Source organism: Sphingomonas sp. URJC2, from assembly GCF_059803575.1.
Genome location: NZ_JAPFGX010000012.1, coordinates 32,312 through 51,081, shown reverse-complemented (window position 1 = coordinate 51,081; position 18,770 = coordinate 32,312). Strand labels below are relative to the sequence as shown.

Genomic DNA, 18,770 nt, shown 5'->3' with positions numbered 1-18,770 from the left:
AAGCCCGGTCGAACGCAAATGCGCAGCGGGCGGGTTCACCCCGCGCCCGCCGGCCGACCCCGGCCTCAGCGCGGCCAGCTCACCCGGTCGCCGGCATTGATGCCAAGCGCCGCCGCGCGCCCGCCCGCCAGTTCCAGCACGGCGGCGACATCCTCGCCCGATTCGACCGGGGCCAGCGAATGCGGGATGGTGTTGGCGGCAATGCGCGCAATGGTGCCGTCGGCGCGGATGAAGATGATGTCGAGCGGGATCAGCGTGTTCTTCATCCAGAAGCTGGCCGGGCGCGGCGGATCGAACGGGAAGATCATCCCCGCATCCGGGGCCAGCGATTCGCGGAACATCAGCCCCTGCGCCTGTTCGGCGACGGTGCGCGCCACCTCGACCCGGAAGCTGTGCCGCCGCCCGGTGGCGTCGGTGATGTTGAGGGTGACGAGATCGAGGCCCGCCGCCGTCCGCGCCGGGGCCGATTCAGCCGGGCGGGCGTTGCACGCGGCGAGCGGGGCGAGCGCCAGCGCAAGGCAGGCGGCGGCAAACAGGCGCGACATCGGATCAGTCCGCCGGATCGACCTGAACGGCGAGCGGCCCTTTGCGCCCGTCGGCGATGCGCGCGATCAGGCGCTGGTCGGGCTGGATGTCGAGGATGCCGGCGCGGCGAAAGGTTTCCATGTGCACGAAGATATCGCCATCATCGCCATCGCGCACCAGAAATCCATAGCCCTTCAGCCGGTTGAACCATTTGACGCGCACCTGCTCGGGCGGACCGGCCTGTTCGGCGAGCGCGGCGGGGTCCACCCGCTCGCGCGGGCGGGCGAGCAGGTCATGATCCGGCCCGATTGCGGTCGACAGATCGAAGGACAGGATCTGGCGCGCCTGCAGCCCGCGGTCGCGGTGCGCGGCGAGGCAATCGACCCGCGCGCCTTCGGGCAGGCTGCGCCGGCCATGGTCGCGCAGGACCGAAAAATGCACCAGAATGTCGCCGCCGCCCTGTTCGCTGACGATGAAGCCGAAGCCGCGCGTGGCGTCGAACCATTTGACCGCGCCCGAATGGCGTTCGAGCGTCTGGCCGTCGGCTGCCGGACCGGTCTGGGCCACCCCGGCATGATCGGGGCTGGGCGCGGGCGAGGCGCTTTCGGACTTGCTGATCAGCGCGGCTTCCGCCGCCGCGACCGAGGCCGCACGCGATATGGTGCACGGCTCGCCATAGCCATTGCCCGGCCGTGCGGCAGCCGGCACGCGACCGGCGCCCCCGCCATCGGCAAGGCCGTCGACGCGGTTCTGTGCCCGCAAATGACCCGCGCCCCCCGGCGCCGGCCGATCGAGATCCACTTGCCCCCCCAAATCAGGTCCCCCCAACCAGGTTAGCATCATAGCACAGCTTTGTTGCGAAACTGAAACATAGTTTCCGCGCGCTTTACACTTTCTTGTGTCCAGTCGGCCGCCATCAGCCCCCGTCTTCGTCGGGCACCGTGCCGGGCGCGGCATCGAGGATGCGGGCGGCAAGGCGCGGCGCATGGCCAGCGCGCAGCATCGCCGCCATCGCCCGGTCGCGAGTGCGGCGGCGGGCGACGGGGTCGGCCTCCGCTGCTGCGTCCGGCGCGAACGGGCCGATCCGGCGGCGACGGGCAAAGGCGAGCGCGGCGGCCCAGGCCGCATCGCGCGCGGCCTCTTCGGCGGGTGCGGCATCTTCGGCCGCGATCCCGGCTGCGCGCAGCGCCGCGCCGACCCGGCGCACGCCATAGCCCCGCCGCGTCAGCCCGGCTGCCCGCTGTTCGGCAAAGCCACGATCATCGACATAGCCGAGCGCCGCCAGCCGCGCGACCAGCGCCGCCGGATCGGGGGCCGCATCGCCGCGCCAGCCGCGCTCGCGCAGCTTGCGGTCGAGATAGGCGGCAAGTCGCGCCCGCGTGGTCGCAAAGCGTTCGACATAGCGCAGCGCCAGCCGGTCCAGCGCATCGGCGTCGAGCGGCGGCGGCGTGCGCACACCTCGATCAGCGCGCCCCCGACCCGCGCGCGCCGGACCGGTGCCGACACGGCCGGTGCCGGCACGGTCATCCGCTGGCGGATCGCCCTCCCCGTCCCCGCTCCGGCCGCTGCCGGGCCTGCCGCGCCACGATTGTGCCACACTCGCGTCCGATTTTGACCGCGCCCGGCCGCCATGCGGGCAGGCTGGAACTGAAACATGCTGCATGACCATGGCGTCTTTGCCGTGGCAGGCAAGCGGGGAAACGGGATCCGGGCAGAAAAGCGCCCGGGCAAAAAGGGAATCAGGGCCGGGACTGTTGCTGTCCGCCCGGCAGGTGACCGGATGGACCGATCCTCCGAGATACAGGGTTGCACTGAACGTCTATGACCGAAATCGTCGTCACGCCGTCCGATGATGCGATGCCGCGCCGCTTTTCCGATTTCGCGACGCTGGGCGACGCGCTGGATTATGCGGCCAAGGGGCTGAAGGGCTTCAACTTCCACGATGCGCGCGGCACGCTGGTGCGCGCCTATGGCTATGCCGAGCTGCGCGACGACGCGCTCGCCCATGCCCGGCGGATGGTGGCGCGCGGCATCGGCCGGGGCGACCGGGTGGCGCTGATCGCCGAAACCGGGCCGGAGTTCGCATCGCTGTTCTTCGGGGCGGTCTATGCCGGGGCATGGCCGGTGCCGCTGCCGCTGCCGACCTCGTTCGGCGGGGCCTCCGCCTATGTCGACCAGCTCAAGGTCCAGCTCGACAGCTGCGACCCGCTGATGCTGATCTACCCGGCCGATCTTGCCGCCATGGCGGGCGAGGCAGCGCGGCAGGCGGGCGTCGCCGGCATCTCCTGGCAGGATTTCGCGAACGAAGCCGCGCCCGATGCGCCGCTGCCCGCCGCCGATCCGGACGATATCGCCTATCTGCAATATTCCAGCGGCTCGACCCGGTTCCCGCACGGCGTCGCCGTCACCCACCGTGCGCTGCTCAACAATCTCGCCGCCCATTCGCACGGCATGCTGGTCCGCCCCGGCGACCGCTGCGTGTCCTGGCTGCCCTGGTATCATGACATGGGTCTGGTCGGCTGCATGCTGTCGCCGGTCGCCAATCAGGTGTCGGCCGATTATCTGAAGACCGAGGATTTCGCGCGGCGGCCGCTCGCCTGGCTCGACCTGATCTCGCGCAATCCCGGCACGACGCTCAGCTATTCGCCGACCTTCGGCTACGACATCTGCGCGCGGCGCGTGTCGAGCCAGATGCATGTCGCCGAACGGTTCGACCTGTCGCGCTGGCGCGTCGCGGGCAATGGCGCGGACATGATCCGCCCCGATGTCATGCAGTCCTTTGTCGAGGCGTTCGGCGATGCCGGGTTCAACGCCCGCGCCTTTCTGCCGAGCTATGGGCTGGCCGAGGCGACGCTGGCCGTCACCATCATGCCGCCGGGCGAAGGCATTGTCGTCGAAATGGTCGCCGAAAGCGAGCTGGCGGGCGGCACGCCCCCGGCGGCGGGTGCGGCCGAACGGTTCCGCGCGGTCGTCAATTGCGGCAAGCCGGTGCGCGACATGGCGGTCGAGATCCGCAGCGAAGACGGCGCGGCCCTGCCCGAACGGGCGATTGGCAAGGTCTGGTGCCAGGGCGGATCGGTGATGACCGGTTATTTCCGCGATCCCGAGGCGACCGCCGCGTGCCTGGTCGATGGCTGGCTGGATACCGGCGACATGGGTTACATGTCGGGCGGCTATCTCTACATTGTCGGCCGCGCCAAGGACATGATCATCGTCAACGGCAAGAATCACTGGCCGCAGGACATTGAATGGGCGGTCGAGCAGCTGCCCGGCTTCAAGGCCGGCGACATCGCCGCCTTTGCGATCACCACCCCGGCGGGCGAGGAAGCCCCGGCGGTGCTCGTCCAGTGCCGCACCTCCGATCCGGCGGAACGCGCGCGGCTGCGCGACGCCATCCGCGACCGGGTGCGCCAGGTGACGGGCATGAACTGCGTCGTCGAACTCGTGCCGCCGCGCACGCTGCCGCGCACCAGCTCGGGCAAGCTCAGCCGCACCAAGGCGCGCAACCTCTATCTGTCGGGGCAGATCCGGCCCTACGATCTGGCTGCGTAATCCCGGCGGTTGTTTGTGGTGCGTTGTTTGTTGTGCGGCTGCGCCGCACGGGCGGCGTTGTCTGTGCTGCGCCTGTTGGCGCAGGGGCGGCACCGGCCCGCACCCCCACCCGGTGCGGCGAATGCCACGCCCGCTCCGTAAGGCGCGCGACAAACGCGGTGAGCCGAGCATCAGTGCTTACCGAACGCTAACCAAAGCCCGCTAGGCCTTGAGGCGTGACACGAGCACGCCCCGCTGCCGCTGCACGGCCGATGATCGACTGGCGCACGGCCCTTGGCCTGTCGGAACCGCGTGATTCCGACTGGGGCAAGGTGCGCGCCGCGCAGATTGCGGCGCTGCGCCGCCATTGGCCGACGCGGCTGGCGGCGGAACTTCTGGGCATTGCCCTGCTCTGGACCGGGCTTGCCGGGCGGGTGCCGGACATGTGGCGCTGGGGCTGGGTTGCCCTGGCACTCGTCGCGGCGCTCGGCACCGCCTTGTGGCGCGTGCGTGGCGCCGAGACGGAGCCGACGGCATCGCCTGCCAGCCTGTGGCGCGAAACCTTGGCGGCGCTCGCTGCCGCGCTGGTGTGGGCGGCACCGCCGGCGCTGTTCGCATCGGCGGCGGGGGTGGAGGCGCAGCTGACCCTGTGCGCGGTCGGGCTGGCGGTGATGGTCGGCATCGTGCTGCTGCTGACCCCGATGCCGCTGGCCGCTGCCGGCGCGCTGATCATGGCCGCCGCCGGATCGACGACATTCCTTGCGACCCTCGGCCTCGACCTGCTGGCCATCGCCAATCTGGGCTTTGCCGCCGTGCTGCTGGCGAGCGCGCTGACCCAGGGGCGTGCATTCCTGATGAACACCGCCGCCCGCTTCGCACTGGTCGAGAAGGAAGAGGTGGTCAGCCTGTTGCTGCGCGAGCATGAGGAAGGCGACGCCGACTGGCTGTGGCAGATCGATGCCGCCAAAAGCCTGACCCATGTGTCGCCGCGCCTCGCTTATGCGCTGGGCGAGGAGGCGCTGGCGATCGAGGGGCGGCCGTTCCTCCAGATTCTCGCCGGCGACAGCTGGGAGACCGGGCAATTCGCCCCCGCCCTCCACATGCTGGCCGACAAGCTCAAGCGGCGGGAGGCGTTTTCGGACCTGCTGCTCGAAGTCAAGGTGCGCGGCGAGACCCGCTGGTGGGAGCTGTCGGCCAATCCCCGCCATGACGAACGCGGCGCATTCATCGGCTTTCGCGGCGTCGGCTCCGACGTCACCGCCGAGCGTCATTCGGCCGACAAGATCAACCGCATGGCCCGGTTCGACACGCTGACCGGCCTGCCCAACCGCCTTCAGGTCAACGAAGCACTCGGCCAGGCGATGGCCGAGGCGGAGAAATGGCGCGGCCGCTGCGGCTTCATGATGATCGATCTCGACCGGTTCAAGGCAGTCAACGACACGCTCGGACATCCGGTCGGCGACCGGTTGCTCGGCCGGGTCTCCGAACGGCTGATGGGGCTGATGAGCGACAATGAGCTGTGCGGGCGGCTGGGCGGCGACGAATTCGCCGTCGTCATCCGCGACGCTTCCGATCCGGCGCGGGTCGAGGCGCTGGGCCGGCGGATCATCGAGGAGCTGTCGCGTCCCTATGATGTCGACCAGCACACGCTGTATATCGGCGCCAGCGTGGGCGCGGCGGTCGGCCCGCGCGACGGCCGCACCGTCGAAACGCTGATCCGCTCGGCCGATCTCGCGCTCTACCGGTCGAAAGACGCCGGGGGCGGCCATTATCACGCCTATGAACCCCAGCTTCACGTCCATGCCGAGGAACGCCGCGTCCTCGAAATGGCGCTGCGCAAGGCGCTGGAGAAGGGCGAGCTGCACCTCGCCTATCAGCCGGTCGTCTCCGCCGACGAAGCGGTGGTCGAGGGGTTCGAGGCGCTGATGCGCTGGACCAGCCCCGAACATGGCAATGTGTCGCCGGCCAAGTTCATCCCGCTCGCCGAAGAGGCGCGGCTGATCGGCCCGATCGGGCAATGGGCGCTGCGCACCGCCTGCATGGAGGCGCGCAACTGGCCGTCCACGGTGCGCGTCGCGGTCAATGTCTCCGCCGAGCAGCTGCACGATCCGCGCTTCGTCGATGCGGTGCGCACGGCACTGGCCGAGAGCGGCCTGCCGCCCCACCGGCTGGAGCTGGAGGTGACCGAAAGCGTGTTCATGCGCGAAGGCACCAATGCCGTGACGGTGCTGGGGCAGGTGCTGGAGCTGGGCGTGCGCCTCGCGCTCGACGATTTCGGCACCGGCTATTCCTCGCTCGGCTATCTCAGCCGGACCAGGTTTTCGACGATCAAGATCGACCGCAGCTTCGTGCAGGGCGCGGCGCGCAATGCCGCCGAAAGCCTCGCCATCATCCGCGCCGTCGTCGCGCTTGCCGACAGTCTGGGCATGTCGACCACCGCCGAGGGGGTGGAGACCGAAGAGGAATATGCGATGATCAAGCGGCTCGGCTGCCGCAAGATCCAGGGCTACTTGTTCGGCCGGCCGATGAGCCCGGCCGATGCCCGCGCCCTGTTCCCCAACGCCACCCGCACCGCCGCCGCCTGACCGGCGCGGCGGGACGCTGCGGACATCCCGCGCGCCCGAAACGCCCGGCGCGCGCACCATGGCGCTTGCGCACCCGCCCGGCCGCCGCTATCTGGCTGCCTCTCCGACGGAGGAGTGTAGCTCAGTTGGTAGAGCATCGGTCTCCAAAACCGAGGGCCGGGGGTTCGAGTCCCTCCACTCCTGCCAGGATCCGCCGCTGATTTGCGGCCAGCGCGCGGGGCCGCGCTCGATCAGGCCGCGCGCCGCACCATATCATCGCCTCTCCGGTCGGATCCCATAACCGTTTTTGCCTTTTCGCGGCCGTCGAGCACCGACAGCGAACGTTCGAGCGCCGCCATGCGGTCGCGGCTTTCGCGCACCAGCTGGGTGATGCCCCCGGCGGCGATGGTCGAACGGTTGGCCAGTTCGCGCACCTGGGTTGCGACCACATCGAATCCCCGGCCGGCATCGCCGGCATGGGCGGCCTCGATCGCGGCGTTGAGCGCCAGCACATTGGTCTGGAAGGCAATGGTATCGATCGTCGTGACGATGGCGGCAATCCGCTCGCCGGCATCGATCGCCGCGCGCACGGCGACGCTCGTCTCGCTCACCGCATGCTGGCGGTCGGACACGTCGATCGCGCACATCATCACCCGGTCGACCTGGCCGGTCAGGTCGGTCAGCCCGGTGAACACGGCGTCGAACATCAGCTCGCGCCCATCGGCACAGGGCCAGGCCAGCATCCGGCGCAGCTGCCGCCCGGATTCGATCGTGGCGCGTTCATCGGCCGACAGCAGCCGGTCGAGCGCGGTCGCCAGCCCGTCGGTCAGGCCGCCCGACTTGATCAGCGCGTCATTGGCCGATGCCAGTCGCTGGTCGCGCCCCCATTCGGCGATGGCGCTCGACTGTCCGATGGCGTGCAGCTTCATGTCGAAATCAAGCTCATGCTGCTTGGTCTCGGTGATGTCGGCCTGAACCGAGATGAAGCTCTGCACCCGCCCGGCAGCGTCGCGGACCGGATTGATCGCCAGATTGATCCAGTAAGGTGTGCCGTCGCGGCGATAGTTAAGGATTTCGCCGCTAAAGGGCTCGCCGCGCGCCAGCGCCTCGCGGATGCGCGCAACCGTCGCCTTATCGGTCTGCGGCCCTTGCAGAAACTCGCCGGGGCTGCGGCCGATGACTTCACCCGCGCTGTAGCCGGTGAGCCGCTCGAACCCGCTATTGACGTAAGTGATGCGCCGGTCGAGGCCGGTCACGATCACGGCATTGGCGGTATGGTCGACAACCAGCGACAGCCGCGCCGCTTCCTCGCGCTGGCGCACCTGCGCGGTGATGTCGGTGGCGAATTTGATCGCCTTGACCGGCCGGCCCTCGGTGTCGAAGATCGGGTTGTAGGATGCCTGGATCCACAGCACGCTGCCATCCTTGCGGCGGCGTTCGAACTCGCCGACCAGATGTTCGCCGCGGTTCACCGCCGCCCACAGCGCGCGATACTCGGGGCTTTGCACCAGCTGTTCGTCGCAGAAGATGCGGTGGTGCCGGCCGACAATCTCGTCGAGCGTGAAGCCGGTCGCGCCGAGGAAATTGGCGTTGGCGGTGCGGATCGTGCCGTCGAGTTCGAACTCGATCACCGCCTGGGCGCGGTCGAGCGCGGCCAGCTTCTGCGCATCCTCCAGCGCCTTGACGTGCGTGGCCGTCATGTCGCGCACGAACATCATGATCCCGCCATCCGCGGGCACGAACATCAGGTCGACAAACAGTGTCGCCCCGCCCGGACCGCTGGTCCGAAACAGGCCGCGCGCCGCCCCGCCCGACCGCGCGGCGGGCCAGGCCCCTTCGTCGCCGGGCTCGGCAACGAACGCATCGATGCCCAGCCCCGCCGGCACGCCCGCCCCCCAGCCCATCAGTCGGCACAGCGGCGCATTGGCAGCGACGATCCGGCCCGACTGGTCCAGATCAGCAACCGGATAAACATCCAGGATCGCTTCCATTTTCAGTATCCGGCAGTCAATCGCCGGTTCCACGGGCGCTTCGGCCTGGCGACCCCAGAACATTTTCATGTGCAATCACCCGATCCATGCGAGGATATGAACAGCTTATAGACCGCGCCGGCCGTTGCAGTTGATTTATGGTAAAAAGATATCGTTTGCATGACCTCCCGATCATCTATCCTTCTGATCTGAAAAGGGATCACCGACCGCCCATGCCCGGACGCGCGTGTTGCCGCCCGGCCAAGCCTTGCACGGCGCGGGGGCGTCCTATATAGCGTGCAGCATTCCGACATGGGTGGAATGGTTCGCCGGCGGCATTGGCCGGGCGGGGCCGTTCACCCCGAACACGGGCAGGTGAGCGAAGTGGCTGGCAAAGGCATCGGCAATATTCCGCAGTTCGTGCAGCAGGTGCGCACCGAAACCGCCAAGGTTTCGTGGCCGACCAGCCGCGAAACGGTGATGACCACGGTGATGGTGATGATCATGACCAGCCTGCTCGGCATCTTCTTCTTCGGCATCGACCGGGCGTTCGCCGCGATCGTCAAGCTGCTGCTGTCGCTCGCCGCCTGACCGGCCTGCCGGTCCCGACCGACGGACCGGCCCAGATAAAAGGACGTTTATGTCGCGCTGGTACATCATTCACGCCTATTCCGGTTTCGAGAACAAGGTTCGCGACGCGATCCTGTCCGAAGCCGAGCGGCTGGGCCTGGAAACGCTGGTCGAGCGCGTCGAAGTGCCGACCGAAACCGTGACCGAAGTGCGGCGCGGCAAGAAGGTGCAGGCCGAACGCAAATTCTTCCCCGGCTATGTCCTCGCCAAGCTGGCGATGACCGACGATGTCTATCACCTCGTGCGCAATACGCCGAAGGTGACGGGCTTTCTGGGGTCGAGCGGCAAGCCGCAGCCGATCAGCGAGGCCGAGGCCGCGCGCATCCTGAGCACCAAGGAAGAAAGCGCCGCCGCGCCCAAGACCAAGGTCAAGGTCGATTACGAGATCGGCGATGCGGTCAAGGTGCTGGACGGCCCGTTCGCCAGCTTCAACGGCGTGGTCGAGGAGCTGGATTTCGACCGCAGCCGCGTCAAGGTGTCGGTGTCGATCTTCGGCCGCGCGACCCCGGTCGAGCTGGAGTTTGAGCAGGTCGAGCGCGTCAAGTAAGCGCGCCCTGTCCGGCGAAGCATCGAAAGGGGCCGGCGCCCATGCGCCGGCCCCCTTTCCATATCCGGCGATGCCGGGGGCAGCTCGATATGGAACAGGGGCCGCTTTGCCCCTTTCGCGGCCGGCGCTTTTCGGCTAAGGGCCGCGCCTTCTGCTGCTCCGGCGGCGGGAATCCGGCGGGAGGGATGCGTGAAGCGCATCCCGCAAGAACCGCTCAACTTGAAACAGAGTGAGGTGGATCATGGCCAAGAAGATTACTGGCTATATCAAGCTGCAGGTGCCTGCGGGCGCTGCCAATCCGTCGCCGCCGATCGGCCCGGCGCTCGGTCAGCGCGGCGTCAACATCATGGAGTTCTGCAAGGCGTTCAACGCCGCGACGCAGGAACTCGAAAAGGGTGCGCCCATCCCGACCGTCATCACCGTCTATGCGGACCGGTCGTTCAGCTTCGAGACCAAGACGCCCCCGGCGAGCTTCCTGCTCAAGAAGGCGGTCGGCCTGAAGTCGGGCTCGAAGGAGCCGGGCAAGACGGTTGCCGGCACCATCAAGCGTTCGCAGCTTGAGGAAATCGCCAACATCAAGATGAAGGATCTGAACGCCAACGACCTCGCCGCGGCGACGAAGATCATCGAAGGCTCGGCCCGCGCGATGGGCCTTGAGGTTGTGGAGGGCTGATACGATGGCAAAGCTGACCAAGAAGGCCAAGGCATTCGCCACCGCCATCGACCGCGAAAAGCTCTATGGCATTGACGAGGCGATCGCCCTTGCCAAGACCCATGCGTCGTCCAAGTTCGACGAGACGATCGAGATCGCGCTCAATCTGGGCGTCGATCCGCGTCACGCCGACCAGATGGTGCGCGGCGTCGTCAACCTGCCCAAGGGCACCGGCAAGACCGTGCGCGTCGCCGTGTTCGCCAAGGGTGCCAAGGCCGATGAAGCCCGCGAAGCCGGTGCCGACGTCGTTGGTGCCGACGACCTGCTGGAAATCGTCCAGGGCGGCACGATCGATTTCGACCGCTGCATCGCCACGCCGGACATGATGGGTCTGGTCGGCCGGCTCGGCAAGGTGCTCGGCCCCAAGGGCCTGATGCCGAACCCGAAGCTGGGCACGGTGACGATGAACGTCGCTCAGGCGGTCAAGGACGCCAAGAGCGGTCAGGTCGAATACCGGGTCGAAAAGGCCGGGATCATCCATTCGGGCATCGGCAAGGCGAGCTTCCCCGCCGAAGATCTGCGCGCCAACTTCGACGCGCTGGTCGATGCGGTGGTCAAGGCCAAGCCGTCGGGCGCCAAGGGCAAGTATGTGCGCAAGATCGCGCTCAGCTCGACCATGGGCCCGGGCATCAAGATCGACGTCGCCGAAGTGGCGAGCGCCTGATCTCCGCCGGCCGGCCATCACGGCCGGTCGCGGGACATGAAAAAGGGGCCGGAGCGGCGACGCTCCGGCCCCTTTTTCATGCCTGAGCGAGGTGCCACCGGGCGGGCCGCCGATGTCGATACGCACACGGAACCTTCCGGCCCCGTCACGCGTTGATCGGCTGAAACACGCAACGGGAGTCCGCCATGACCATGACCGCCGCCCGCCAGTCTCCGGCCATGGCCGCCAGCAGCGGCGGGATCGCGGGTGGCATTGCGCGGCTGGCCCCTCTGCTCACCCAGGCCTTTGCCCCGGAGGAAGCCGACCGCCTGCCCGACCCGCTGGCACGGCTGCTCGCGCGGCTGAGCGCCGGCAGCCGCGCGGCGGACCGCGCCTTTGAACGCGAGCTGACCGCGCTCATCCCCAGGCTGCGCGCCCATGCCCGCTCGCTGACCCGCGACCCGGCCGCCGCGGAAGATCTGGCGCAGGACAGTCTGATGCGCGCCTGGGCCGCGCGCGACCGGTTCGTGCCGGGATCGAACCTGCGCGCATGGCTGTTCATGATCCAGCGCAACCTGTTCCTTACCCAGCGGCGGCGCGACAAATTCATCGGCGCATGGGATGACGCCCAGGCCGAACGCCTGCTGGTCGCGCGGCCGGACCAGGAGGCGGCGATCGCGCTGAAAGAGGCCGGAGCCGCGATGGCCGCGCTGCCGCCCGCGCAGCGCGAGGCGCTGCTGCTGGTTGCCGCCTGCGGCTATGGCTATGACGAGGCCGCAGAGGCCGCGGGCAGCCGGGTGGGCACGATGAAAAGCCGGGTGTTCCGCGCCCGCGCGGCGATGGCGGCGATGCTGGACGGCGATGCCGCGCTGCCGGCCGCACCCGATGCCGGGCCGGAACGCCGCGTCGACGCGATGATCGAGGCGGCACGCGCCATCGGCGTCGCGGCCTGATCCGGCAGCGGCCGGTCGGGCCGGATTTTGTAAGCCCCGGCTCCGTCAGGCCTTGGGCGACACCCGGTGCGAGCTGATTGCGTCGGGATCTTCCTCGAGCAGCCGGTCGAGCGCCGGCGGCGGCAGCGGGGCGACAAACTCCACCCCCAGCCGGTCCTTCTCCGCCCAGACGATGTGCGCGGCAAAGCGGCCAAGATCAGGGAACAGCAGCGCCACGGCGGTCCCGCGTACCAGATCGCCCCCCGCCCATTCGCCCGATGCGCCGTGGCGCGACAGATTCTGCACCAGAAACGGCATCGCCATGCCATCGGGGCCGATCAGCCGTGCCTCGATCTCGATCCCGAAGCGGAAGCTGCGGCGCTCGTCGAGTTGAAAGGGTTTCGGATTTGCCACCACCATATCCTCCGGGGCGCGATCATCGCAGCCAGTGCTTAGCGAAGCGGAAATCGCCCCTCCGTAATCGCCCGAAGATATGGCCGAAACCCGCCCTAGCCGTCGCGGCGCAGACGGCGCAGCCCGATCTCGACCGCCAGCTCGGCAAACATCGCCACTTCATCGTCATGGAACCAGCGCCGGCTGCGCGATCCGAACGCCGCGATTCCGAACAGCCGCCCGTCGGGCGCAATCATCGGAAAGCCGCAATAGCTGCCCAGATGCAGCTTGCGCGCCGCCGCGCAGGCCGGATCGGTGCTGACGCCGATCTCGCGCATCACCACCTGCCGGCGGTCGCGGGCGACGCGGCCGCACAGAAACTCGCCAAATGCGAGGCCGTCGAGCGCATCGCGCATCACCGGATCCAGCCCGCGCACATGCAGCACATGCAGCCGCCCCCGCTCCGGATCGGCGCGGTAGGTAAAGCAGACATCAAGGCCCAGCCGCGCCGGGGCATGGGCGAACAGGAGATCGACCAGCGCACCTTCGTCAAGATGGGCGGGCGCGGCGGTCAACAGTTCGACCAGCCGGGCGCGCTCGACCTCGGTGCTGCGGCTGCTGCCGATGAACTGAGTTTCAAGCATGGCAAATCCAGATCATGGGCGGACATTGCCCGCCTGGTCGCCTGTCACCTGACCGGTGAAGATGGCGACTGTTGCTGCGGAAACTGCCCGATGACTGCTCAAATACCATCCAATCGACTTGACAACAAAGCAATTTTCAAACTGGAACAGTCGCGAAACATTCTGTCAGGATAACTGTTGCCTCGACTTGCATGTAATACCAGCTTGTCTTGAACCGGTAATTTCTTTGCCTGATTAGGGTCTTTTACGGAGGCGGAATGTGTCGCCCCGGCGGTGCCACTTGACGGTCACGGCCGGGCACGCCATGCCTCGCCTCCGGGCCGGGATGGGGATCGTGATGAACCGCAGCATGCGTCTTGCCGCCGCTCTGACCATGTTGCTGGGCGCCGCCGGGTGCAGCCCGCCGGATGCCGACCGGCGCGACGACGATGGCTCCGGCAGCCGGCCGAGCCTGGTGCCCGTTCTTGCCGCCCGGGCACAGCCGCCCATCTCCGCCTGACCGCGCCCGATACGGAGCCTCCCGCTCAGAAGCGCTTAACCAGCGCCGGTCTAGGCCGGGGCAGGAGACGAGTGTTGACCGAGGCAAGCGTGCTTCATCCGGCGCTGCCGGCCGCCCCGCCTGCGGGGCTGCGTCAGGCGCAATATCAGCGCCTGCGGGGCCAGATCCCGTTTCTGTACCTGCTGCTGGCGGTCAATGCCTTTGCGCTCGCCTTCACCCATCGGCATGTCGCGCCCCCGGTCCTGACCCTGTGGATCCCGGCCGGGCTGATCCTTGCCTGTCTCGTCCGCATGGCGATGTGGCTGCGGCCGGTCGATGTCGCGCGCTACGATGCGGTATGGATCGAACGGCAGCTGAAGCGGACGACGGTGCTGGCGATGCTGCTGTCGGTCGCCTTTGTCGCCTGGGCGCTGGCGCTCGGCCCCTATGGCGGCGCCTATCAGCAGGGGCATATCGCGATCTTCGTCGCGGTGACGGTGCTGGGCGTCATCTTCTGCCTGACCCATCACCCCACCGCCGCGCGGCTGGTGTGCAGCGCGGTGATCGGCACCTTCCTCATCACCTGTCTGGCGGTGGGCACCGAGGTGGTGATCGCGGTTGCGATCAACATCGCGCTGGTGACGGCAGTTCTTCTCAAGATCCTGCACGATTCCTTCGACGCCTTCGTCAAGCTGGAAGCATCGAAGAACGCGCTGCTGGCCGAGCGCCGCCAGGCCCAGCAGCTGGGCGAGGAAAATGCCCGGCTGGCGGCGACCGACGTGCTGACCGGCCTGCCCAACCGCCGCTATTTCCTGTCGGTGCTCGAACGCACGCTCGACGAGGCGCAGCCCGACCAGCCCTTTTCGATCGGCCTGCTCGATCTCGACCGGTTCAAGCCGGTCAACGACACCTATGGCCATGCTCAGGGCGACCGGCTGCTGCAGGCGCTGGGCGACCGCATCCGCGCGCTGTGCCCGCCGGGCGCGACCGTCGCGCGGCTTGGCGGCGACGAATTCGGGCTGCTGGTGCCAGGCGCGCCTGCCGAGGCGGAGACGCTGTGCGACGCGCTGCGCGACGCCATCCGCCGGCCGGTCAGCATCGGCGACATCTCGGTCGCGGTCGGCTGTTCGGCAGGGATCGCCACCTTCCCCGATGCGGGCACCGATGCCCATATGCTGTTCGACCGCGCCGATTTCGCGCTTTACCACGCCAAGCGGCATGGCCGGGGCGGGATGGTGCGGTTTTCCGACGCGCTTGAAACGCTGATCCGGTCCGAACAGGCGCTCGATGCGACGCTGCAGACCGCGCGGCTGGAAGACGAGCTGTCGGTGCTGTTCCAGCCGGTGATGGACAGGGTCGGCGGCCGCCCGTTCGGCATCGAGGCGCTGGCGCGCTGGACCTCGCCGCGGCTGGGTGCGGTGTCGCCCGAAATGCTGATCGCGGCGGCCGAGCGCACCGGTATGACGCGCGCGGTGACGCTGACGCTGTTCGACAAGGTGCTGGCCGCGATGGCGCGGCTGCCCGCCGACATGCGGGTCGCGTTCAACCTGTCGGCGCTCGACCTGTGCGACGGCCGCACGATCGGCGAGCTTGCCCAGCGGATCGAGGCGGCGGGCATCCGCCCGGCCCGGCTGATGTTCGAGATCACCGAAACGTCGCTCGTCTCCGACATGGTGACGGCGCGCGCCGCGCTCGAACGGCTGCGGCGCGGTGGCGCGCGCATTGCGCTTGATGATTTCGGCACCGGCTATTCCAGCCTCGCCGCGCTGCACCAGCTGCCGATCGACATGGTCAAGGTCGACCGCAGCTTTGCCGCGCGGTTGAACGACGCCGCCGGCCGCCGGCTGCTGTCGGGCATTCGCGGGCTGGCCGACGCGCTGGCGATCGACTGCGTGCTCGAAGGCGTCGAGACCGAGGCGCAATTGCTGGCCGCGCAGCGCATCGGCTTCACCCTTGTGCAGGGCTTTTTCCTCGCGCGGCCGATGCCGATCGAGGCCATTCTGGAACTGCCGGCGCTGCGGCCGCCGCGGGTGTCGCCCGCCCGCGCATCTTCCGCCGCCTGAACCCGCCAGGGCAGCCCTGAAAATCCGCCCGGCCGAACGGGCGGGAACCGCGCACAGCCCCTCGCGCAACGGCGCGGCGCATCCTATCTCTGCGCTGGATTCACCCCTTGAACAAAGATAGAACGCCCAGATGCTGACCCATATCCAGGTGCGCGGCGCGCGCGAGCACAACCTCAAGGGCGTCGATCTCGACCTGCCGCGCGACCGGCTGATCGTCATCACCGGCCTGTCCGGATCGGGCAAGAGCTCGCTCGCCTTCGACACCATCTATGCCGAGGGGCAGCGCCGCTATGTCGAGAGCCTGTCCGCCTATGCGCGCCAGTTTCTGGAGCTGATGCAAAAGCCCGATGTCGATCACATCGAAGGGCTGTCGCCGGCGATTTCGATCGAGCAGAAAACCACCAGCCGCAACCCGCGCTCCACCGTCGCCACGGTGACCGAGATTTACGATTATATGCGCCTGCTCTGGGCGCGGGTGGGCGTGCCCTATTCGCCGGCGACCGGCCTGCCGATCGCCGCCCAGACGGTCAGCCAGATGGTCGACCGGGTGATGGCCCTGCCCGAAGGCACGCGGCTGTATCTGCTCGCCCCGGTGGTGCGCGGCCGCAAGGGCGAATATCGCAAGGAAATGGCCGAATGGCAGCGCGCGGGCTTTACCCGGGTGCGCATCGACGGCCAGTTCCACGACATCGAAGACGCGCCCGCGCTCGACAAGAAATACAAGCATGACATCGAAATCGTCGTCGACCGCATCGTCGTGCGCGACGGGCTGGCGGCGCGGCTGGCCGACAGTTTCGAACAGGCGCTGAAGCTGGCCGACGGGCTGGCCTATGTCGATCCGGCAGATCCCGCGCCTGCCGGGGCAGACGGCCAGAATGGGGGCCAGAGCGGCGGCATGAAGCTCGATTACGCGCCGCCGGGGCGGATCGTGTTTTCCGAACGCTTTGCCTGCCCGGTCTCGGGCTTCACCATCGCCGAGATCGAGCCGCGGCTGTTCAGCTTCAACGCGCCGCAGGGGGCGTGCCCGGCCTGTGACGGGCTGGGGGAAAAGCTGATCTTCGACGAAGATCTGGTGGTGCCCAACCATGCGCTCAGCCTGAAAAAGGGCGCGGTGGTGCCATGGGCCAAATCCAACCCGCCCAGCCCCTATTACATGCAGGTGCTGGCCAGCCTGGCCAAGGAGTTCGACTTTTCGCTCGACACGCCCTGGGCCGATCTGCCGGCCGAGGTGCAGCGGGTGATCCTGCACGGCACCGGCGGCAAGGCGGTGACGCTGCGTTTCATCGACGGGCGCAAATCCTATGAGGTGAAAAAGGCGTTCGAGGGCGTGATCGGCAACCTCAACCGCCGCCTGCTGCAAACCGAAAGCGCGTGGATGCGCGAGGAACTGGCCAAGTTCCAGTCCGCCCGCCCGTGCGAAACCTGTGGCGGCGCGCGGCTGAAGCCCGAGGCGCTGGCGGTGAAGATCGCCGGCAGCGACATTTCAACCGCCACCCGCCTGTCGGTCGCCGATGCGCTCGCCTGGTTCGAGGCGGTGCCGGCCAGCCTGTCGCCGCAGCAACAGGCGATTGCCGGCCGCATCCTCAAGGAAATCACCGAACGGCTCGGCTTCCTCAACAATGTCGGGCTGGATTATCTGAATCTTGACCGCACGTCCGGCACGCTGTCGGGCGGGGAAAGCCAGCGCATCCGCCTTGCCAGCCAGATCGGATCGGGGCTGTCGGGCGTGCTCTATGTGCTCGACGAACCGTCGATCGGCCTGCACCAGCGCGACAATGACATGCTGCTCGCCACGCTGAAGCGGCTGCGCGACCTGGGCAATACGGTGATCGTGGTCGAGCATGACGAGGATGCCATCCGCGCCGCCGACTATATCGTCGACATGGGTCCGGGTGCGGGCGTGCATGGCGGGCAGGTGGTGGCGCGCGGCACGCTGGATGAGCTGCTCGCCCATCCCGACAGCATCACCGCCGATTATCTGGCCGGCCGCCGCGCGGTGCCGCTGGGCGAAAAGCGGCGCAAGGGCAATGGCCGCAAGCTGACCGTGCACAATGCCCGCGCCAACAATCTGAAGGGCGTGACCGCATCGATCCCGCTGGGCACCTTCACCTGCATCACCGGCGTGTCGGGATCGGGCAAGTCGAGCTTTACCATCGACACGCTGTTCGCGGGCGCGGCGCGCACGCTCAACGGCGCGCGCATGGTGGCGGGCGCGCATGACCGGATCACCGGGCTGGAGGCGCTCGACAAGGTGATCGACATCGATCAGTCGCCCATCGGCCGCACGCCGCGATCCAACCCGGCCACCTATACCGGCGCATTCACGCTGATCCGCGACTGGTTTGCCGGCCTGCCCGAAGCCGAGGCGCGCGGATACAAGCCCGGCCGGTTCAGCTTCAACGTCAAGGGCGGGCGGTGCGAGGCGTGCCAGGGCGATGGCGTGCTGAAGATCGAAATGCACTTCCTGCCCGACGTCTATGTGACGTGCGATGTGTGCCACGGCGCGCGCTACAACCGCGAAACGCTGGAGGTGAAGTTCAAGGGCAAGTCGATCGCCGATGTGCTCGACATGACGTGCGAGGACGCGGCGGAGTTTTTCAAGGCGGTGCCGCCGATCCGCGACCGCATGGCGATGCTGGTCGAAGTGGGGCTGGGCTATATCAAGGTCGGGCAGCAGGCGACGACGCTGTCGGGCGGCGAGGCGCAGCGGGTGAAGCTGGCCAAGGAACTCAGCCGCCGCGCGACCGGCAACACGCTCTACATCCTCGACGAACCGACGACCGGCCTGCATTTCGAAGACGTCCGCAAACTGCTCGAAGTGCTGCACGCGCTGGTCGAACAGGGCAACAGCGTCGTGGTGATCGAACATAATCTCGACGTCATCAAGACCGCCGACTGGATCATCGACCTCGGCCCCGAAGGCGGCGTGAAGGGCGGCGAAATCGTCGCCCAGGGCACGCCGGAACAGGTGGCGAAGGCCGAGGGGAGCTATACGGGGCGGTATCTGGCGCCGTTGCTGAAGGTGCGAAAGGCAGCGAAGGTGGCGGCGGGGTAAAAATTAATTTCTGCGCCCCAGACACTCATATCAGCCTTGCATTCTTAGCACATGATCCGGAGCATTTTAGAAGCCCTTACGAA

General features: G+C 68.0%; 16 protein-coding genes and 1 tRNA gene. 11 read left to right on the top strand and 6 right to left on the bottom strand.

Features of this window, described 5'->3' with window-relative positions:
• Window positions 1–65: 65 nt before the first annotated feature.
• The 3 genes from OPU66_RS06760 to OPU66_RS06750 all read right to left on the bottom strand — a co-directional run bounded on the left by OPU66_RS06760 (window position 66) and on the right by OPU66_RS06750 (window position 1,981).
• Window positions 66–545 carry a DUF192 domain-containing protein gene (locus tag OPU66_RS06760; RefSeq protein WP_498552847.1) on the bottom strand — a complete coding sequence of 160 codons (480 nt, stop codon included), beginning with the start codon at window positions 543–545 and terminating at the stop codon, window positions 66–68.
• A 4-nt stretch (window positions 546–549) separates the two neighbouring features.
• Window positions 550–1,287, bottom strand: coding sequence for a cold-shock protein (locus tag OPU66_RS06755; protein ID WP_498552846.1), 738 nt, complete (start codon window positions 1,285–1,287; stop codon window positions 550–552).
• Between the two features lie 154 nt (window positions 1,288–1,441).
• Complete coding sequence (locus tag OPU66_RS06750; protein WP_498552845.1) at window positions 1,442–1,981, bottom strand: RecX family transcriptional regulator; 540 nt, start codon at window positions 1,979–1,981, stop codon at window positions 1,442–1,444.
• Window positions 1,982–2,346: 365 nt separating this feature from the next.
• Between OPU66_RS06750 and OPU66_RS06745 the strand changes: the two genes are divergently transcribed.
• The 3 genes from OPU66_RS06745 to OPU66_RS06735 all read left to right on the top strand — a co-directional run bounded on the left by OPU66_RS06745 (window position 2,347) and on the right by OPU66_RS06735 (window position 6,827).
• Window positions 2,347–4,077: a fatty acyl-AMP ligase gene (locus OPU66_RS06745; protein ID WP_498552844.1), complete on the top strand. Its 1,731-nt coding sequence runs from the start codon at window positions 2,347–2,349 to the stop codon at window positions 4,075–4,077.
• Between the two features lie 251 nt (window positions 4,078–4,328).
• Entirely contained in the window at window positions 4,329–6,641 is a 2,313-nt protein-coding gene (locus tag OPU66_RS06740) for a putative bifunctional diguanylate cyclase/phosphodiesterase (RefSeq protein WP_498552864.1), read from the top strand.
• Between the two features lie 110 nt (window positions 6,642–6,751).
• Window positions 6,752–6,827, top strand: a tRNA-Trp gene (locus tag OPU66_RS06735).
• Window positions 6,828–6,871: 44 nt separating this feature from the next.
• Here OPU66_RS06735 and OPU66_RS06730 read toward each other — a convergent pair.
• A complete protein-coding gene (locus OPU66_RS06730; protein WP_498552843.1) occupies window positions 6,872–8,611 on the bottom strand; it encodes a methyl-accepting chemotaxis protein in 1,740 nt (579 codons plus the stop codon).
• A gap of 354 nt (window positions 8,612–8,965) precedes the next feature.
• Here OPU66_RS06730 and secE point away from each other — a divergent pair, with 354 nt between their 5' ends.
• The 5 genes from secE to OPU66_RS06705 all read left to right on the top strand — a co-directional run bounded on the left by secE (window position 8,966) and on the right by OPU66_RS06705 (window position 12,075).
• On the top strand, window positions 8,966–9,181 hold the full coding sequence (gene secE, locus OPU66_RS06725) for a preprotein translocase subunit SecE (RefSeq protein WP_498552842.1): 216 nt from the start codon (window positions 8,966–8,968) through the stop codon (window positions 9,179–9,181).
• Between the two features lie 49 nt (window positions 9,182–9,230).
• On the top strand, window positions 9,231–9,767 hold the full coding sequence (gene nusG, locus OPU66_RS06720) for a transcription termination/antitermination protein NusG (RefSeq protein WP_160592372.1): 537 nt from the start codon (window positions 9,231–9,233) through the stop codon (window positions 9,765–9,767).
• A gap of 241 nt (window positions 9,768–10,008) precedes the next feature.
• Window positions 10,009–10,440 carry a 50S ribosomal protein L11 gene (rplK, locus tag OPU66_RS06715; RefSeq protein ID WP_498552841.1) on the top strand — a complete coding sequence of 144 codons (432 nt, stop codon included), beginning with the start codon at window positions 10,009–10,011 and terminating at the stop codon, window positions 10,438–10,440.
• Window positions 10,441–10,444: 4 nt separating this feature from the next.
• Complete coding sequence (rplA, locus tag OPU66_RS06710) at window positions 10,445–11,143, top strand: 50S ribosomal protein L1 (RefSeq protein ID WP_498552840.1); 699 nt, start codon at window positions 10,445–10,447, stop codon at window positions 11,141–11,143.
• 185 nt (window positions 11,144–11,328) lie between these two features.
• The gene (locus tag OPU66_RS06705) at window positions 11,329–12,075 is read left to right on the top strand and encodes a sigma-70 family RNA polymerase sigma factor (RefSeq protein ID WP_498552839.1); all 747 of its coding nucleotides are present in this window, start codon (window positions 11,329–11,331) and stop codon (window positions 12,073–12,075) included.
• 45 nt (window positions 12,076–12,120) lie between these two features.
• On the opposite strand, the gene OPU66_RS06700 is transcribed toward OPU66_RS06705, so the two are convergent.
• Together OPU66_RS06700 and OPU66_RS06695 are read right to left on the bottom strand one after the other, a co-directional pair.
• A complete protein-coding gene (locus OPU66_RS06700; RefSeq protein WP_498552838.1) occupies window positions 12,121–12,468 on the bottom strand; it encodes a PilZ domain-containing protein in 348 nt (115 codons plus the stop codon).
• Window positions 12,469–12,563: 95 nt separating this feature from the next.
• A complete protein-coding gene (locus OPU66_RS06695) occupies window positions 12,564–13,091 on the bottom strand; it encodes a GAF domain-containing protein (RefSeq protein ID WP_498552837.1) in 528 nt (175 codons plus the stop codon).
• 337 nt (window positions 13,092–13,428) lie between these two features.
• Here OPU66_RS06695 and OPU66_RS06690 point away from each other — a divergent pair, with 337 nt between their 5' ends.
• The 3 genes from OPU66_RS06690 (at window position 13,429) to uvrA (ending at window position 18,687) form a co-directional block, all read left to right on the top strand.
• On the top strand, window positions 13,429–13,590 hold the full coding sequence (locus OPU66_RS06690) for a hypothetical protein (RefSeq protein ID WP_498552836.1): 162 nt from the start codon (window positions 13,429–13,431) through the stop codon (window positions 13,588–13,590).
• A gap of 74 nt (window positions 13,591–13,664) precedes the next feature.
• Window positions 13,665–15,632, top strand: a complete 1,968-nt coding sequence (locus OPU66_RS06685; protein WP_498552835.1) for a putative bifunctional diguanylate cyclase/phosphodiesterase — start codon at window positions 13,665–13,667, stop codon at window positions 15,630–15,632.
• Window positions 15,633–15,762: 130 nt separating this feature from the next.
• Window positions 15,763–18,687, top strand: a complete 2,925-nt coding sequence (gene uvrA, locus OPU66_RS06680) for an excinuclease ABC subunit UvrA (RefSeq protein WP_498552834.1) — start codon at window positions 15,763–15,765, stop codon at window positions 18,685–18,687.
• Window positions 18,688–18,770 lie beyond the last annotated feature (83 nt).

Excerpts from the sequence above, each read along its gene's own strand:
- OPU66_RS06760 (WP_498552847.1), bottom strand. The coding sequence starts at position 545 with ATGTCGCGCCTGTTTGCCGCCGCCTGCCTTGCGCTGGCGCTCGCCCCG.
- OPU66_RS06745 (WP_498552844.1), top strand. The coding sequence starts at position 2,347 with ATGACCGAAATCGTCGTCACGCCGTCCGATGATGCGATGCCGCGCCGC.
- OPU66_RS06740 (WP_498552864.1), top strand. The coding sequence starts at position 4,329 with ATGATCGACTGGCGCACGGCCCTTGGCCTGTCGGAACCGCGTGATTCC.
- OPU66_RS06730 (WP_498552843.1), bottom strand. The coding sequence starts at position 8,611 with ATGGAAGCGATCCTGGATGTTTATCCGGTTGCTGATCTGGACCAGTCG.
- nusG (WP_160592372.1), top strand. The coding sequence starts at position 9,231 with ATGTCGCGCTGGTACATCATTCACGCCTATTCCGGTTTCGAGAACAAG.
- rplK (WP_498552841.1), top strand. The coding sequence starts at position 10,009 with ATGGCCAAGAAGATTACTGGCTATATCAAGCTGCAGGTGCCTGCGGGC.
- rplA (WP_498552840.1), top strand. The coding sequence starts at position 10,445 with ATGGCAAAGCTGACCAAGAAGGCCAAGGCATTCGCCACCGCCATCGAC.
- OPU66_RS06705 (WP_498552839.1), top strand. The coding sequence starts at position 11,329 with ATGACCATGACCGCCGCCCGCCAGTCTCCGGCCATGGCCGCCAGCAGC.
- OPU66_RS06695 (WP_498552837.1), bottom strand. The coding sequence starts at position 13,091 with ATGCTTGAAACTCAGTTCATCGGCAGCAGCCGCAGCACCGAGGTCGAG.
- OPU66_RS06690 (WP_498552836.1), top strand. The coding sequence starts at position 13,429 with ATGAACCGCAGCATGCGTCTTGCCGCCGCTCTGACCATGTTGCTGGGC.
- uvrA (WP_498552834.1), top strand. The coding sequence starts at position 15,763 with ATGCTGACCCATATCCAGGTGCGCGGCGCGCGCGAGCACAACCTCAAG.